The organism is Nocardia sp. NPDC041819, from assembly GCF_055590505.1.
Window position 1 is genome coordinate 167,865 of the sequence record NZ_JBVJAP010000009.1, and the last position, 15,567, is coordinate 183,431.

Genomic DNA, 15,567 nt, shown 5'->3' on the forward strand with positions numbered 1-15,567 from the left:
TGAAGTCTGACTATCCTGGAGGCCTGATCCCCCGACGCCGAAGGAAACGCCGATGACCGCGGATGCCGCTCTGACCGGCCTCGCCGATGGTTGGTACGCACTCTCGCTGCTGCACGACCGGATCGAGGCGCACATCGAGCGGGCCCTGCAATCCGGCCATGACCTGAGCGTTCGCGAATACTCACTGCTGGTCGTCCTGAGCCGCCAGCATGACGGGCCGGGCGGGCACCTACGGATGAACCAGGTCGCCGAAGCCGTGGTGCTGAGCCAGAGCGCCACCACCCGGCTGGTCTCGCGGCTCGAGGATCGCGGCCTGCTCCAGCGGTACCTCTGCCCGGACGACCGCCGCGGCATCTACACCGACGTGACCGCGGCGGGTCTGGACCTACTCGAGCAGGCCCGGCCCACGCACGACGCCGCTCTCGCGGGCGCTCTCGGTCAAGCGGCCGCCAACCCGGAACTCGCGCCGCTGGTGGCCGCGGTCGAGGCGCTGAACACCAGTTCCGCCCGCGGGGCCCGGCCCCGGGACTACCGCCCGGTGTGAGCGGAGGCGATTATTCGGCTCGGACGCCGACCGGCGTCCGAATCGGTTGCTCCGGTGGGCTTCCGCGGGTTATTCGACGGTGATGGTCCCGCGCATCTCCGGGTGCAGCGAGCAGAGGTAGCGGTAGCTACCGGGCGCTGTGAAGGTGTAGCTCCACTCGCCTTTGTCGATGATCGGGCTGTTGATGCCCATCGCCTTGTCACCGATGCCCTGCACGGTGTGCGGCAGCTTGTCGCCGAATTTCCAGGTGACCGTGTCGCCGACCTTGACGGTGACCTCGGCGGGGGAGAATTTCATGTCGTCCACCGCGACGGTGGCGGCGGCGGGCTTGCGCTCACCGGTCTGCTGAGCGGTGGTGGTGGCCGGCCGAGCCGGTTTCCTCGTGGTGGTGGCGGCCGAACCGGATTCGTCGCCGCCGCAGCCGGACAGCAGCAGCGCGCCGGCCAGGGCGACTCCCGTGACGACGCGGACGGTCCCGTTGCGGCGGCGAACGCTTGGCATGATGGCCAAGCGTAGTAGGCCACACCGACGGAGGGAGCGGCGATGTCCGCGCAGCGGGGCTATTTCACCGTAGACGAGGTGCGCGCGGCGGAGGCCGAGCTGTTCACCCGGGTGCCCGAGGGCGTGCCCATGCGCCGCGCGGCGCACGGCCTGGCCACGGTGGTGGCGGGGGAGCTGCGGGAGCGTACCGGCGGTGTCGCGGGACGGGCGGTGACCCTGCTGGTCGGATCCGGCGACAACGGCGGCGACGCGCTCTGGGCCGGAGCGCAGTTGCGCCGTCGCGGTGTCGCCGTCACCGCGGTCCTGCTCGATCCGGATCGGGTGCACCGCGAAGGGCTTGCGGCGCTGCGCAAAGCCGGTGGTCGAGTGGCCGACGACACCGGCGATCCGGATCTGGTGATCGACGGGATCGTCGGCATTTCAGGTCGCGGCTCGTTGCGGCCGCGTGCCGCGGAAATCGTTGCGTCGCTGAAGGCTCCGATCGTCGCGGCCGACCTGCCCAGCGGCGTCGCCCCGGATACCGGGGCGATCGACGGCCCCGCCGTCCGCGCCGACGTCACGGTCGCCTTCGGCGCGTACAAACCGGTGCACGCCCTCGCCGCGCCGCAGTGTGGCCGAATCGAATTGATTCCTATCGGCTTACGTCTTCCGGAAGCGGGTCTCGTCGCACTGGAACCCGCTTCGATCGGCGCCGCGTGGCCGGTGCCCGGCCCGGCCGACGACAAGTACACGCAAGGCGTGACCGGTGTCTGCGCGGGCAGCGCGACGTATCCGGGCGCCGCGGTGCTGTGCGCGGGTGCTGCCGTCGCCGCGACGTCGGGCATGGTGCGGTATGCGGGAACCGCGGCGGCCGAGGTGTTGCACCATTTTCCCGAAGTGATCACCACCCAGCAGCTCGCCGCCACCGGTCGCGTCCAGTCCTGGGTCTTCGGTCCCGGCGCGGGCACCGACGACGACGCCGGGCAACGCCTTCGCGAGATCCTGGCCACCGATCTTCCGGTGGTGATCGACGCCGACGGACTGACCCTGCTGGCCGCCGCGCCGGAACTGGTGCGCGATCGCGCGGCCCCCACCGTCCTGACCCCGCACGCGGGCGAGTTCGCCCGCCTCACCGGGAACGAGGTCGGCCCGGACCGCGTCGGCGCGGTGCGCGGACTCGCCGATTCCTGGCAGGTCACGGTGCTGTTGAAGGGTCGCGCCACGCTGGTCGGCGCCCCGGGCCGTCCCGTGCTGGTCAACGAAGCGGGCGGCTCGTGGGCGGCCACAGCGGGCGCGGGCGACGTGCTCTCGGGCATCATCGGGACGCTGTTGGCGGCAGGCCGAGACCCCTCCTGGTCGGCCGCCGCGGCAGCCCGAGTACACGCGTTGGCCGCGAACCTGGCCGCCCACGAGCACGCGCCCGCCGGAACCCCCATCTCGGCAAGCGTCCTGGCCGCGCACGTCCGTCCCGCGATCGGCGTCCTGCGCGGCCTCGCCCACTCCTCCTGAGCCGCGCCTTCGTCGGTGATCGGTGTCATTCATGGCGACGATCACAGGGGCGACCGGCACGTCAACCGAGTGGAACCGGAACCGAGCGCGCCCATAGACTCGACCGGGACCAACGCAACGACTGATCTCGAGAGCACATGGGTAACTCGCCGGGGACGCCCAAAACCCAGGTGGCACCGGACGCGGGACCTGAACGCAATCCTGTACCACCCGACTGGTACGGCCTGAATCCCCGGAGAGGCGGAACGGACTGCCGTGAACGCGCAAGTGGAAACGGTCATCGACCTGGACGCCATCGCCCACAACGTGCGCATCCTGCGCGAACACGCGGGCGACGCGGCGGTGATGGCAGTGGTGAAGGCCGACGGCTACAACCACGGCGCGGTCGAGGTCGGCCGGGCCGCGCTGGCCGCGGGCGCGACGGAACTGGGTGTGACGACGGTGGCCGAGGCGGTGCAGTTGCGTGCGGCCGGTATCACCGCGCCCATCCTGTGCTGGCTGCACAGCGCGGACACCGACTTCGCGGCCGCGGTGGCCGCCGACGTCGAGATCGGGGTGTCCTCGCAGGCCCATCTGCGCGCGGTCGAGGCCGCGGTCCGCGGCACCGGCCGTCCGGCGACGGTGACGCTGAAGGTGGACACCGGCCTGAACCGCAACGGTGTGTCGCCGGCCGAATACCCGGAGGTCCTGACCGCGCTGCGCGCGCTGGTCGACGAGCAGGCGGTGCGCTTCCGCGCGATCTTCTCCCATCTCGCGCACGCCGACGAACCCGGGCACCCCAACAACGACGTGCAACGCGCCCGGTTCCTGGACGCGATCGCCACCGCCAAGGAGCACGGCCTGGAGCCGGAGCTGGTGCACATCGCCAACTCCGCCGCCACCCTCACCCGACCGGACCTGGCCTTCGACCTGGTCCGGCCCGGCATCGCCATGTACGGCCTTTCCCCGATTCCGGACGACGATTTCGGCCTGCGACCCGCGATGACGTTCCAGGCCCGGGTCGTCCTGGTCAAGCGGGTGGCCGCAGGCGAAGGGGTCTCCTACGGGCACCAATGGATCGCGCCGCACGACACCACCGTCGCGCTGATTCCCGCCGGTTACGCCGACGGCGTGTTCCGCCCGTTGAGCGGACGATTCGACGTCTGGCTGGGCGGGGCACCGCGCAGGAACGTGGGGCGGGTGTGCATGGACCAGTTCGTCGTCGACCTCGGCGACAACGCGGCGGGCGTCCAGGAAGGCGATACCGCGATCCTCTTCGGTGCGCGACCGCATGCCCAGGACTGGGCGGATCTGCTCGGCACCATCCACTACGAAGTGGTGTGCTCGCCGCGCGGCAGGGTCACCCGCCGCTACACCGGTGCCGTACGGTGAGCCGCTTCCGGATGACCCCGCTGCGCGGCGGGCTGGCCACGGTGGGTGTCGTCGGTGCGCTGGCCGGCGCCCATGCCCTTCGGCGCGCCGGTGCGCGGGTGCTGTGGCCCGCCCGGGGCGACGACTACCGCGACGAGAATTTCGGGCTGATCGATGCCGACCGCGCCGGAACGGTGCTCGCCGACGATGGTGTGCCCCTGGCCACGCGGACCTGCGGCCCCGACGACGCGCCGGTGACGGTGATCTTCGTGCACGGCTTCTGCAACAGCATGGCGTCATTCCACTTTCAGCGGCGTGACCTGGAAAAGCGGTGGGGCGCACGCATTCGCATGGTGCTGTTCGATCTGCGCGGACACGGTCGTTCCGGCGTGCCGAGCGCCGCGAGCTGTACCGTCGCCCAGCTCGGCTGTGATCTCGCCGCGGTCCTGCGCGCCACCGCTCCGGCCGGTCCGGTGGTACTGGTCGGCCATTCGCTGGGTGGGATGGCGATCCTGGCCGCGGCCGCGCGATTCCCGGAGCTGTTCGCGGCCAGAGTGATCGGGATCGCACTGCTGTCGACCACGGCCGCCGGTGTGACCGCGGCGGGTGTCGGGCAGCTGTTGCACAATCCCGCGATCGACGGGTTCCGGCTGGCCGTGCACACCGCGCCCGCCCTGGTGCAGGCGGGCCGCGTCACCGCCCGGCACGTGATCACCCCGATCCTGCACGTCAGCTCGTTCCACGGCCCGGTGAGCCCCACGCTGTCGCGCTTCACGACGCTGATGATCGACCAGACGCCGATGGAGACCATCGTGAAGTTCCTCCAGGCGATCGAGCTGCACGACGAGTCGGCGGCGCTACCCGCGCTGGCGGGCATACCGGCCCTGGTGCTCGGCGGCGGGCGCGACCTGGTGATCCCGTTCCGCAATTCGCGTGCGCTGGCCGCGGCGCTGCCCGTCAGCGAGCTCATCCGGCTGGAAGGCGCGGCGCACATGCCGCATATGCAGTACCCGGACATCGTCACCGCCGCGCTGGATCGATTGCTGGTGCGCGCGGGCGCGGTCGACCCGTCGGGCTCGGAGGTGGCCGGTGGCTGAACCACGGCAACGAATCCTGCCCACCGTCGCCGACACCGAGGCGCTCGGCCGGGAACTGGCCGCGGATCTGCGCGCCGGTGATCTGGTGGTGCTCGACGGTCCGCTCGGCGCGGGCAAGACCGCGCTCACCCGTGGCATCGCCGCGGGGCTCGGCGTGCAGGGCCGGGTCAGCTCGCCGACGTTCATCATCGCCCGCCAGCACCGCGCCGGGCAGCGCGAGGACGGACCGTCGGTGCCCCTGGTGCATGTGGACGCCTACCGCCTCGGCGGCGACCTGGACGAGCTGGACGCCCTGGACCTGGACACCGATCTGCATCAGGCGGTGGTCGTCGTGGAGTGGGGCCGCGGCGTGGTGGAGCACCTGGCGGAGCGGCACCTGCGCGTGCTGCTGTCGCGCGAGCCGGATTCGGATGTGCGCACCGCCATCTGGGAATGGGTGGGTTAGCTCTCAGGTAGCTCTGCGTCGGTGCCTCCTACCACCCGGTATCGTTGGCCCAATCATGCTTGTACTAGCCGTCGACACCGCGACACCCGCCGTCACAGCGGGACTGGTGGACCTGGAGCAGGGCGCCGGCGCGGCGGACCCCGTCCGGGCGCGCACCATCGCCTACCGGGTGCGGGTCGACCCCCGCGCCCATGCCGAGGTGCTCACCCCGCAGATCCTCGAATGCCTCACCGAGGCAGGTCGTTCCAGGACCGACATCGACGCGATCGTCGTCGGCGTCGGGCCGGGTCCGTTCACCGGCCTGCGCGTCGGCATGGCCACCGCGGCCGCGTTCGGTGACGCGCTCGGCATCCCGGTGTACGGCGTGTGCAGCCTCGACGCGATCGCCGCCGACGCGGCCGTCGACCCCGCCGTGCCACCCCCGGTCGAGCTCCCGCCCGAGGCCGAACTGCTCGTGGTGACCGACGCGCGGCGGCGCGAGGTGTACTGGGCGCGGTACCGGGAGGGCGCGCGAGTGGCCGGACCCGAGGTGTGCAAGCCCTCGGAATTGGACGAGGGTCAGGCCACGGCGATCGCCGGATCCGCCTCGCACGTCGACTTCTTCGACCTTCCTGTGCTCCCCGCCGAAACGCCCTCGCCCGCCGGTTTGGTGCGCGTGGCCGCCCCCGAGCTGCTGTCGCGCAGCGTGCCGGAGCCGCTGGTTCCGCTGTACCTGCGCAGGCCGGACGCGGTCGAGAACGCCTACCGCCGACTCGACCGGACGGGAGCGTGAGGCTGATGGCGATCCGGATCGAGCCGATGGTGGCCGACGACATCACACGCTGCGTGGAACTGGAGCAGTTGCTGTTCCCGGAGGACGACCCGTGGGCCGCCGTGGCGTTCCAGTCCGAGCTGGCCGGCCGGCACAACCGCTACATCACCGCGCGCGACGAGGGCGGGCGAATGGTCGGCTACGCGGGTATCGCCCTGCTGGGTGACGCCGAACACCCCGAGGCCGAGGTGCACACCATCGGTGTCGATCCCCGCTGCCATCGTGCCGGGGTCGGCACACTCCTGCTGGAGGCGCTGCTCGCCGAGGCGGGCAGGCGTGGTGGACCGGTGTTCCTGGAGGTCCGCACCGACAACGCGCCCGCGATCGCGCTGTACGCCAAGCACGGCTTCCACATCATCGGATTGCGCAAGAACTACTACCACCCCAGTGGCGCGGACGCGTACACGATGCGTAGACCCGCGCTGACCAGCGAGGATCGGTGGCGGACACCGGACGAGGTGCTGTCGTGATCATCATGGGCATCGAAAGCTCCTGCGACGAAACCGGAGTCGGCATCGTCCGTAGGAACCCCGACGGCACCTGCGAATTGCTCGCCGACGAGGTCGCCTCCAGCGTCGATCAGCACGCCCGCTTCGGCGGCGTCGTCCCGGAGATCGCCTCACGCGCACATCTCGAGGCGATCGTGCCCGCCATGCGCCGCGCGCTGTCGGCGGCGGGTATCGCGAAACCGGACGCGCTGGCGGTGACCATCGGCCCGGGCTTGGCCGGTGCGCTGCTGGTCGGCGTGGCGGCCGCGAAAGCGTATGCGGCGGCGTGGGATGTGCCCTTCTACGCGCTGAACCATCTCGGTGGGCACGTCGCGGTGGACACCCTGGAACACGGGCCGATGCCGCCGTGCGTCGCGCTGCTGGTGTCGGGCGGGCACACCCACCTGCTACACGTCACGGATCTGTCCGAGCCGATCGTGGAGCTGGGCAGCACCGTCGACGACGCGGCGGGCGAGGCATTCGACAAGGTGGCGCGCCTGCTCGGGCTGGGTTTCCCCGGCGGTCCCGCGCTGGACGCCGCCGCGGCGACCGGTGATCCGCGCGCCATCGCGTTTCCCCGTGGCATGACCGGGCCGCGCGACCCACGCTACGACTTCTCTTTCTCGGGCCTCAAGACCGCGGTGGCCCGGTACGTGGAGGCGGCGCAGCGCGACGGCGTGGCCGCGGATGATCTGCCGATCCCCGACATCGCGGCGTCGTTCCAGGAGTCGGTCGCGGATGTGCTCACCATGAAAGCGATTCGGGCGGCTCAGGATGTCGGCGTCGGCACGCTGGTGCTCGGCGGCGGAGCCACGGCCAACTCGCGGATCCGTTCGATGGCGGAAGAGCGCTGTACTGCGGCAGGTTTGACGCTGCGGGTGCCCAAGCCCCGGCTGTGCACGGACAACGGCGTGATGATCGCCGCGCTCGGCGCACATGTCATCGCGGGTGGCGCGGCCCCTTCGCCGCTGACGGTCGCCACCGACCCCGGTCTGCCGGTGTCGGTCAGTATGGTTCGCTGACCTGCTCGTACTCGGTGACCGGCCGGATCGTGGCCGATCGGTTCCGCTGCGATCTCCGGGATAACTCGGCGGGGCCGATACCGGCACACGGATGCCGTCCGCGGGCTCGATGGACAGTGCCTCGATGATGTCGGTCGACGGACGACCGGAGACGAGCGGCCGGGCTCACGACGGTGGAGATCAGTTCGGCGCCAGGAGTCCCGGATCAGACGAGGCCCCTGAATGACCCCGAGGCGGCAACGGCAGGCTCGACCACGCGGGCGCCTGGGCCGGACTCGTGCCGGGCGTCGTCGCGCTGGGCGCCACGGGCCCGAAGGTCCGGCTCGCCTGCGGCGAACTGCCCGGCGCGGCATTCGGATTGCCGAACAGCGGACCGAGCAGTTCGGGGAACGGGATCGGCGGAAGGTTCGGATCAGGGCGCAGCGTGGGTTGCGTGGGCGGAATCACCTGCGTGGCCGTCGCACCGCCGGTGCTGCTCTGCGGCCTGTGTTCCGTGGTGGTCGGCGCGACGCCGGTGCTGTCCGGGGTGCGGTCGTGCGTACCGGCAGCCGCGGTCGGGAGCGGTGCGGATGTCGGGCTCGGCAGCTGGGAAGCGCTGCTCGTGGTCCCCGCGGGAGAGACCTCGTCGTCCGCGGTGGGGGAGAACGTCTTGACCCCGTACCCGACGATCAGCCCGACGACCACGATCGCACCGGCGAGGGTGCCGAACACCTTGGTGACCGTGCCCGCGGGCGCGTCGCCGCCGAGCGCGCCGACCGGGAACACCGAGGGCTGCACCGAATCGGCGACCAGGGCCGCGCCTTTCGCGGTCACCGCCTCCGGGTCCGGCACGGTGAACACCGGGACGTCCAGCGTGGCGGTGAGGGTGTCGAGCACGGCGGGGATGTTGGCGCCGCCGCCGATGACCGCGACCGCCTGCGGTTGCCGGGGCGACCGGGCGAACGCCGTCGTGACGAAGCGGGTGAGGTCGCGCAGCAGGTCGGCGATCAACTCTTCGAAGTCGGCCCTGGTCAGCTTCAGCGGACGCCCGGCGACGTGGTCGATGGTGACCGCGGGCGCGATGGACAGGTGCTCCTTCGCCGCGCGGCCTCGGTTGGTGAGCATGCCGCGGTTCGGGCGGGTACCGCGCCTGGCGAAGTGCATATCCACCAGATGCTGGTAGATGAGGTCATCGATCGCCTTGCCGCTGACGGTCGCGGTGCGATCGGAACGGAGCAGGGAGCCCTCGGCTCGGTCGGCGACGGTGACGCTGAGCCCCGAGGCGCCGAGATCGATGATGGCGACGGTGTCGTAACGGTCCAGCAGGCCGGTGTGCCGCAGGTACGTCAGCGCGGCGGTGCCCTCCGGGATCAGCCGCAGCTCACGCTGTTTGCCGGTGGCCGAGCGGATGATCTGCGCCTGCTCCTTGGTGCGGTAGGCGACCGCGACGCTGGTGGGCGGCTGACCGGTCATCGGCTCGAAATCGCGTGGGCCACCCGCGAACCGGCCGACCGGACGGATGATCTCGCGCGGCGGCTGCGTGGTCGGCAGCTGCGTGGTCATCAACTCGATCGAGGACGCCACCAGGTCGCCGAGATCGGAATGGGCCGCGTCGGCGGAGACGACGCGGTAATCGAAGCTCTGCATGCCGTTCGGCGCGGTGGAGACCAACGCCGAGCACACGACCTCGGCCCCGGCCGAGATGCCGAGGGATGTTCGCATGTTCACCTCCCTTCGAGCGGATGGTCATGGTGTCGCCGACCATCTCGAATCAACTGCCGGACCGCGGTATGGATGACGCGCGACCCGGACCGGGAAACGAACCGGCCCCTCGTCCGGGTGGGTCGCGGGGACCGGCCATGGATCACGTGTGTCTTGCTCTCTGGTGAAGCTGGTGGTGCAACGATCGTGCTGCGGCGCTGCGAGTCTCGGCGACGCTGTGGTACCCCTGGGTCGCCGCGCCGCCGCCTGTTCGGCGACGAACCGGCGGCCGGACCGCAGCCGTCGTCAATAGTGTCACAATCCGTTATCCGAACGTTACTGTTTTCCCGAACTTATCGCCAAGCCCGCAGCGTCTCGGGCGCGCCGCGGCAAAGTTGGCACCGCCCAGCCTTGAGCGCTGGCACTCTCATGTATAGAGTGCTAGTCGGCACTGTGTGTAGTGCTTGTGCCAGCAGCTTGACCACTGGGCAGGGGTCCCGGCACCCGCGACGACGGGGCTATGCGCAGGGTCAGCATCGTGACCAACCGACGCGTCCGGAACAACGGTTCCGGACGACCGAATCCCCTGAAAGTGGAGGGCTCAACGTGGCGAGCGTGAACATCAAGCCGCTCGAGGACAAGATCCTCGTCCAGGCCAACGAGGCCGAGACGACGACGGCCTCCGGCCTGGTCATCCCCGACACGGCGAAGGAAAAGCCGCAAGAGGGCACCGTTGTCGCCGTCGGTCCCGGCCGGTGGGACGACGAGGGCGAGAAGCGCATCCCGCTGGATGTCCAGGAGGGTGACACCGTCATCTACAGCAAGTACGGCGGCACCGAGATCAAGTACCAGGGCGAGGAGTACCTCATCCTGTCGGCGCGCGACGTGCTGGCCGTCGTCACCAAGTAGCCGATCGGGCACGCATGCGTTCCGCCCCGGTGTCTCTCGTGACCCGGGGCGGAACGCGTTCGGCGCCGACACCCCGGCACTGAAACACGCGGTGCGAGCAACGGGCCCGTAGGCGGCAGCCTGCGTAACCACGGAGGGCCCCGGGAGCACCGCTCATCGGACACGCGGTGCGAGCGATGGGCTCCGGAGCGCCGCAATCCACTACAGGAGCGAATTCCCATGGCAAAGCAGATCGAGTTCGACGAGAAGGCTCGCCGGGCTCTGGAACGCGGCGTCGACAAGCTCGCCGACGCGGTCAAGGTCACCCTGGGCCCGCGCGGACGGCACGTCGTGCTCGCGAAGTCCTTCGGCGGCCCGACCGTCACCAACGACGGCGTCACCATCGCGCGCGAAATCGAGCTCGAGGACCCGTTCGAGAACCTCGGCGCGCAGCTGGTCAAGAGCGTCGCCACCAAGACCAACGATGTCGCGGGCGACGGCACCACCACCGCCACCGTGCTGGCCCAGGCGTTGGTCCGCGCCGGGCTGAAGAACGTTGCCGCGGGCGCGAATCCGATCGCGGTCGGGTCCGGCATCGCCAAGGCCGCCGACGCGGTCTCCGAGGCACTGCTCGCGCTGGCCACCCCGGTCTCCGGCGAGCAGGCCATCGCGCAGGTCGCGACGGTGTCCTCGCGCGACGAGGAGATCGGCGAGATGGTCGGCAAGGCGCTGACCACCGTCGGCAAGGACGGCGTCGTCACCGTCGAGGAGTCCTCGACGCTGCAGACCGAACTGGTCGTCACCGAGGGCGTGCAGTTCGACAAGGGTTACCTGTCGCCGTACTTCATCACCGATCCCGACAGCCAGCAGGCCGTCCTGGAGGACGTGTTCGTCCTGCTGCACCGCGAGAAGATCAGCTCGCTGCCGGACTTCCTGCCGCTGCTGGAGAAGATCGCGGAGAGCGCCAAGCCCGTCCTGATCATCGCCGAGGACGTGGAGGGCGAGGCGCTGTCGACCCTGGTGGTCAACGCCATCCGCAAGACGATCAAGGCCGTCGCGGTGAAGGCGCCGTTCTTCGGCGACCGCCGCAAGGCGTTCCTCGACGACCTGGCCGTGGTCACCGGTGGCACCGTGGTGAACCCGGATCTGGGCATCACGCTGCGCGAGGCGGGCCTGGACGTGCTCGGCAAGGTGCGTCGCGTCGTGGTGACCAAGGACGACACCACGATCATCGACGGCGCCGGTTCCGCGGCGGACGTGGAGGCGCGTGTCGCGCAGCTGCGCCGCGAGATCGAGTCCACCGATTCCGACTGGGATCGCGAGAAGCTCGAGGAGCGGCTGGCCAAGCTGGCCGGTGGCGTCGCGGTGATCAAGGTCGGCGCGGCCACCGAGACCGCGCTCAAGGAGCGCAAGTACCGCGTCGAGGACGCGGTGAGCGCCGCCAAGGCCGCCGTGGAGGAGGGCATCGTGCCCGGTGGCGGCACCGCGCTGGTGCAGGCCGCGAGCAAGCTCGTCGAGCTGCGCGACTCGCTGTCCGGTGACGAAGCCGTCGGCGTCGAGGTGGTCCGCACCGCGCTGCGGGCGCCGCTGTACTGGATCGCCACCAACGCGGGCCTGGACGGCGCGGTGGTGGTCAGCAAGGTGGCCGAGGGCAAGGAGGGCTTCAACGCCGCCACGCTCACCTACGGCGACCTGCTCACCGACGGCGTCGTCGACCCGGTGAAGGTGACCCGTTCGGCCGTCGTGAACGCGGCGTCGGTCGCGCGCATGGTGCTCACCACCGAGAGCGCCGTGGTCGAAAAGCCCGCCGAGGAGCAGAACGAGCACGGCCACCACGGCCACTCGCACTGAACCGGCCGTCGAACAGGAAACCGGCAAGGCCCCCGAACCGCGTGGTTCGGGGGCCTTGCCGGCTCTTACGGCACGGGACGCGACTACCGGTGATACCGAGGAGGTTCCGAAGCTCGACACGCTGTCTGCCGCGGGACCGGAAGGGTCGGCGGATGGTCCGGACCGTCGGGCCCGTACGCGTGGAGCGGGAATGCCTGGCGCGACGCAGGGTTCAGCTGGCGACCGGCGGCTGTTCTGCGGCGATGGCCGCGAGTAGGCGAGCACGCAGCGCGGGCGGCGGAGTGGCCGCCGTGGCGGTGGCGAGAGCGGAGAGCGCTTCTTTGGTGTCTCTGACTTCCCGGATGAACTCCGCGCGTAGCACGGGGTCCTCGCTGTCGAACAATTCCTGCACTTCTTGATGGTCTTCGTCGTCGATCGATCCGAGCGCGACGGTGTGCGCGAGATCGATCTGGCGTTCGTTCATCTCACGTCACCCCCAAACTTTTCTTCAGTCGTGTCAATCCGTCCCGAATCCGGGACTTAACCGTAGGTAACCCTACGTCGAGGTAGGTGGCTACCTCCGCATAGGTGCGCCCACCGTAGTAGGCGAGCGAGATGGCTTCCCGCTGGGTTTCGGTGAGCGTGGCGAGACCGGCCAGGACGGCCTGTTGGTCGAGCCTGCGCTCGACCTCTTCGGTGACCTCGTCGAATTCGTTGCCGAGCACCCGGATCCCATAGGCGACCTCGCGCTGGGTGTGGGCCTGTTCGGCACGGACCCGGTCGACGGCGCGCCGGTGGGCGAGCGTCATCAACCACGTCACCGCGGAACCCTTCGCCGGGTCGAAGCTCGATGCCATCCGCCAGATCTGCAGATAGACCTCCTGGGTGGTCTCCTCCGCGTATCCAGGATCGTGCAGAACGCGCAACACCAGACCGAAGACGCGCGCGCACGTCCGGTCGTACAGTTCGGCGAATGCTTCCTGGTCGGCTCGGCCGCATCGATGCAGAAGCGCGGCGAGTTCGATACTTTCGGCTGCGCGTGCCGTAACCGCAGAATCCACCGTGGGTGGGAAGGCTTCTCTTCGGAACGAGTCGCCCTCTGCGGCTGGCGGCCGCGTTGTCACAACGCTCCATTCTGTGTCATCGGTCACTACCGTAGCGTGTTGCTATGACCTCCCTTCCGGTGGGGTGCCCACAAGTCCGGCGCGGAACCGGCGCCGCGTTGCGAAAAGCGCCGACACGCCGAATATCTCGGGAGGAGACACGCCGTGACACGCCGAGCGCTATCGCACCGTGCCGGAAACGGCGGAGGCGCGGTCCCGGCCTTCGCTCGGCGGCCGGCCGATCGATGGTGACGATCGGAACCCACGCGCCGACCTCCGGCGCTGAACCGATCACCGTGTCGCGTGAGCGGCTCGACCGGAGCATGTTGCAGTGGCCCGTTGTTTGCTAGGAATTCGACGCCCGGTGGCGTGTGGATGGGAGGGGATTGCTTCAGACGGCCATGCGGCGGCGGTTGCGCCGCGCGTGCATCTCGCGCTCGGTCTCCGACATGCCGCCCCAGATGCCATAGGGCTCGCTGACTTTCAGCGCGTGGGTGCGGCATTGCATGAGCACCGGGCAGGTGCGGCAGATCTCCTTGGCACGCATCTCGCGCGCGGTGCGGGCTCGGCCACGCTCGCCATCGGGATGGAAGAACACCGCGGAATCCTGCCCGCGGCACGATCCTCGCATCTGCCAATCCCAGACATCGGCGTTGGGTCCCGGGAGGTGGGTCGGCATGGGCATGGTGAACTCCTCGTGGTGCGAGCTCGTCAGCGTTGTCGAGCAGTTGTCCTGCAACAGTTGTGGGCCACAACGCCGTGTCGGCGAAGGTGCCCGGGCTCGCCCTTCGCGGTCGCTGCAATTTCGCGCGGCGCCGTCTGTGGCGATGAGCTACGTTAGGTCCAGCCGCGAAATTCCGTCAATAGTTCGGCGCAGCACTTTTCCAAATCTCGCGCTGTGAAATTTAACCTCCGAACTGTTTACTTTTCGCGTTGGTTCCGGCGATACTGTTCGGTTGGCCGGAGGCCCGTTGTATCCGCATGTGTCGTGGGTGATCAGATTTACGCAGGTAGGGCCGCTTTTTGTGGTGCGGAGCCGCTTCGGAGCGGATGGTGCGCGCATGACGGCGGCCGCTCCGGCGGCCGAGGGGTTCGGGACCCGTGGATCCGAAGATGGCGGAAACGGGGCGGGCAGGTTAATTACGCGAAACGCGCATGAATTCCCGGCGCGGCCGCTGGGCGATTGCCAGGGCTAGATTTACCTAATGGAAACATCGGCTCGGCGGCGGAAATGCCGAGTGCCGGCCGGTCCGCGGTCGCTCACCTTTCGTCGTCCCGGCCCGCGTGCCGCACAGGATAGAGTGCGCCCGTGTTCGCGCCCGCTCCGCTCGGAGATCCTCACGTCGCGGTCCTCGCCGAGGCCGCCTTCGGCGCCGATCCGGGGCGCGCTGCCGCCGAGTTGCCGCCCGCCTCGGACGCACTCGGCGGGTGGTATCGCGCGGTGGTCCTCGGCGGCCAGGGGCGTTATGCCGCGGCGCGTGCCGAATTGCGAAGGGTATGCAACCACAGCAGCGACCCCGTCCTCCTCTCACTGGCGGGAAGTACCGAGGGCTCTTTTCTGCGCCAGCTCGGCAGGCACGAGCGTGCGGCGGCGTTCGACGGGCGGGCCGCCGCGCTGATCCTCACCATCGGCGCGCGGGCGGAAGCCGGCTCCGGGGGTTCTTCGGAGGAGACGGGCGTTTACCGTCCCAGCCGCGCCGACGCGATCTGTGACGCGCTCACCGGGCTCGCCGCCGACGCGCTCGGGACCGGGCGGCTCGCGCTGGCCGATCGGCTGCTGCGGCGCAGCGCGTCGGCGGCGCGGCAGTACGGGGCCGGTTGGCGCCCGGCGATCCGCCTGGGCTGGGTGTCCGCCGAAACCGCCCTGGCAGCAGGTGATTTCGAGACGGCGGCGGCGCACGCGGCGACCGCGCTCGAGCTGGCCGACCGATCCCCGTCGGTGCGGCACCAGGTCAAGTCCCGCCTGCTGGTCGCCGCGGCCGACGCGGCCCGCGACGCCCGCGGACGATCCGGTGTTTCGGCCGAGGACGTCGCCGAGCAGTGCCGCGAACACGGACTGCTGCCGTTGCGCTGGGCTTGTGCCATGCTCCGCGCCGGTTCCGGCGCACCGGATGCGGCGGCCGAGGCGGCCGAGTGCGCGGCGATCATCGCCCGTGCCGGCGGAGCGTTGCGCCCGCTGGGTGGCGGTTAGGTGATCACGGAGTCCACCGTGTTGCCAAGTTCCGGCCATCGGGTCGCTATTGTTAGATCCGTTCCGCCCCTTCGGTGGAAGCACTGGTCGTCACCGGACCGTGCCACTTGTAACGCCAGGAATATCTCT

General features: G+C 70.0%; 16 protein-coding genes. 11 read left to right on the plus strand and 5 right to left on the minus strand.

The window, feature by feature from the left end; translation table 11 throughout:
• Nucleotides 1-52: 52 nt before the first annotated feature.
• Nucleotides 53-544 carry a MarR family winged helix-turn-helix transcriptional regulator gene (locus ACZ6DL_RS24720; RefSeq protein WP_466054537.1) on the plus strand — a complete coding sequence of 164 codons (492 nt, stop codon included), beginning with the start codon at nucleotides 53-55 and terminating at the stop codon, nucleotides 542-544.
• A gap of 69 nt (nucleotides 545-613) precedes the next feature.
• Here ACZ6DL_RS24720 and ACZ6DL_RS24725 read toward each other — a convergent pair whose 3' ends face one another.
• The gene (locus tag ACZ6DL_RS24725) at nucleotides 614-1,045 is read right to left on the minus strand and encodes a cupredoxin domain-containing protein (protein ID WP_466054539.1); all 432 of its coding nucleotides are present in this window, start codon (nucleotides 1,043-1,045) and stop codon (nucleotides 614-616) included.
• A gap of 42 nt (nucleotides 1,046-1,087) precedes the next feature.
• Here ACZ6DL_RS24725 and ACZ6DL_RS24730 point away from each other — a divergent pair, with 42 nt between their 5' ends.
• The 7 genes from ACZ6DL_RS24730 (at nucleotide 1,088) to tsaD (ending at nucleotide 7,746) form a co-directional block, all read left to right on the plus strand.
• Nucleotides 1,088-2,533, plus strand: coding sequence for an NAD(P)H-hydrate dehydratase (locus ACZ6DL_RS24730; RefSeq protein ID WP_466054541.1), 1,446 nt, complete (start codon nucleotides 1,088-1,090; stop codon nucleotides 2,531-2,533).
• 255 nt (nucleotides 2,534-2,788) lie between these two features.
• Nucleotides 2,789-3,904, plus strand: coding sequence for an alanine racemase (gene alr / locus ACZ6DL_RS24735; RefSeq protein WP_466054543.1), 1,116 nt, complete (start codon nucleotides 2,789-2,791; stop codon nucleotides 3,902-3,904).
• 11 nt (nucleotides 3,905-3,915) lie between these two features.
• Nucleotides 3,916-4,980, plus strand: coding sequence for an alpha/beta fold hydrolase (locus tag ACZ6DL_RS24740; RefSeq protein ID WP_466054545.1), 1,065 nt, complete (start codon nucleotides 3,916-3,918; stop codon nucleotides 4,978-4,980).
• A complete protein-coding gene (gene tsaE, locus ACZ6DL_RS24745; RefSeq protein WP_062973217.1) occupies nucleotides 4,973-5,425 on the plus strand; it encodes a tRNA (adenosine(37)-N6)-threonylcarbamoyltransferase complex ATPase subunit type 1 TsaE in 453 nt (150 codons plus the stop codon). Before ACZ6DL_RS24740 ends, tsaE begins: the two co-directional genes overlap by 8 nt.
• A 55-nt stretch (nucleotides 5,426-5,480) precedes the next feature.
• Nucleotides 5,481-6,197: a tRNA (adenosine(37)-N6)-threonylcarbamoyltransferase complex dimerization subunit type 1 TsaB gene (tsaB, locus tag ACZ6DL_RS24750; RefSeq protein ID WP_040864963.1), complete on the plus strand. Its 717-nt coding sequence runs from the start codon at nucleotides 5,481-5,483 to the stop codon at nucleotides 6,195-6,197.
• A 5-nt stretch (nucleotides 6,198-6,202) separates the two neighbouring features.
• Nucleotides 6,203-6,706: a ribosomal protein S18-alanine N-acetyltransferase gene (rimI, locus tag ACZ6DL_RS24755; protein WP_466054548.1), complete on the plus strand. Its 504-nt coding sequence runs from the start codon at nucleotides 6,203-6,205 to the stop codon at nucleotides 6,704-6,706.
• A complete protein-coding gene (tsaD, locus tag ACZ6DL_RS24760) occupies nucleotides 6,703-7,746 on the plus strand; it encodes a tRNA (adenosine(37)-N6)-threonylcarbamoyltransferase complex transferase subunit TsaD (RefSeq protein ID WP_040864965.1) in 1,044 nt (347 codons plus the stop codon). Before rimI ends, tsaD begins: the two co-directional genes overlap by 4 nt.
• A gap of 180 nt (nucleotides 7,747-7,926) precedes the next feature.
• Here the strand turns inward: tsaD and ACZ6DL_RS24765 are convergent, their stop codons facing one another.
• Nucleotides 7,927-9,447 (minus strand): DUF7159 family protein, encoded by a 1,521-nt coding sequence (locus tag ACZ6DL_RS24765; RefSeq protein ID WP_466054550.1) that lies wholly within the window; start codon nucleotides 9,445-9,447, stop codon nucleotides 7,927-7,929.
• Nucleotides 9,448-10,032: 585 nt separating this feature from the next.
• Here ACZ6DL_RS24765 and groES point away from each other — a divergent pair.
• Both groES and groL read left to right on the plus strand, forming a co-directional pair.
• Nucleotides 10,033-10,335, plus strand: coding sequence for a co-chaperone GroES (groES, locus tag ACZ6DL_RS24770; protein WP_028479292.1), 303 nt, complete (start codon nucleotides 10,033-10,035; stop codon nucleotides 10,333-10,335).
• 219 nt (nucleotides 10,336-10,554) lie between these two features.
• Nucleotides 10,555-12,165, plus strand: a complete 1,611-nt coding sequence (gene groL / locus ACZ6DL_RS24775) for a chaperonin GroEL (RefSeq protein ID WP_466054552.1) — start codon at nucleotides 10,555-10,557, stop codon at nucleotides 12,163-12,165.
• A 211-nt stretch (nucleotides 12,166-12,376) separates the two neighbouring features.
• Here groL and ACZ6DL_RS24780 read toward each other — a convergent pair whose 3' ends face one another.
• From ACZ6DL_RS24780 to ACZ6DL_RS24790, 3 genes are all read right to left on the minus strand, one after another.
• Nucleotides 12,377-12,628, minus strand: coding sequence for an RskA family anti-sigma factor (locus ACZ6DL_RS24780; protein ID WP_393234974.1), 252 nt, complete (start codon nucleotides 12,626-12,628; stop codon nucleotides 12,377-12,379).
• Between the two features lies 1 nt (nucleotide 12,629).
• The gene (locus ACZ6DL_RS24785) at nucleotides 12,630-13,205 is read right to left on the minus strand and encodes a sigma-70 family RNA polymerase sigma factor (protein ID WP_040864969.1); all 576 of its coding nucleotides are present in this window, start codon (nucleotides 13,203-13,205) and stop codon (nucleotides 12,630-12,632) included.
• 433 nt (nucleotides 13,206-13,638) lie between these two features.
• On the minus strand, nucleotides 13,639-13,932 hold the full coding sequence (locus ACZ6DL_RS24790; RefSeq protein ID WP_040865039.1) for a WhiB family transcriptional regulator: 294 nt from the start codon (nucleotides 13,930-13,932) through the stop codon (nucleotides 13,639-13,641).
• A gap of 624 nt (nucleotides 13,933-14,556) precedes the next feature.
• Between ACZ6DL_RS24790 and ACZ6DL_RS24795 the strand changes: the two genes are divergently transcribed.
• On the plus strand, nucleotides 14,557-15,438 hold the full coding sequence (locus tag ACZ6DL_RS24795; RefSeq protein ID WP_466054555.1) for a hypothetical protein: 882 nt from the start codon (nucleotides 14,557-14,559) through the stop codon (nucleotides 15,436-15,438).
• The last annotated feature ends 129 nt before the right edge of the window (nucleotides 15,439-15,567 follow it).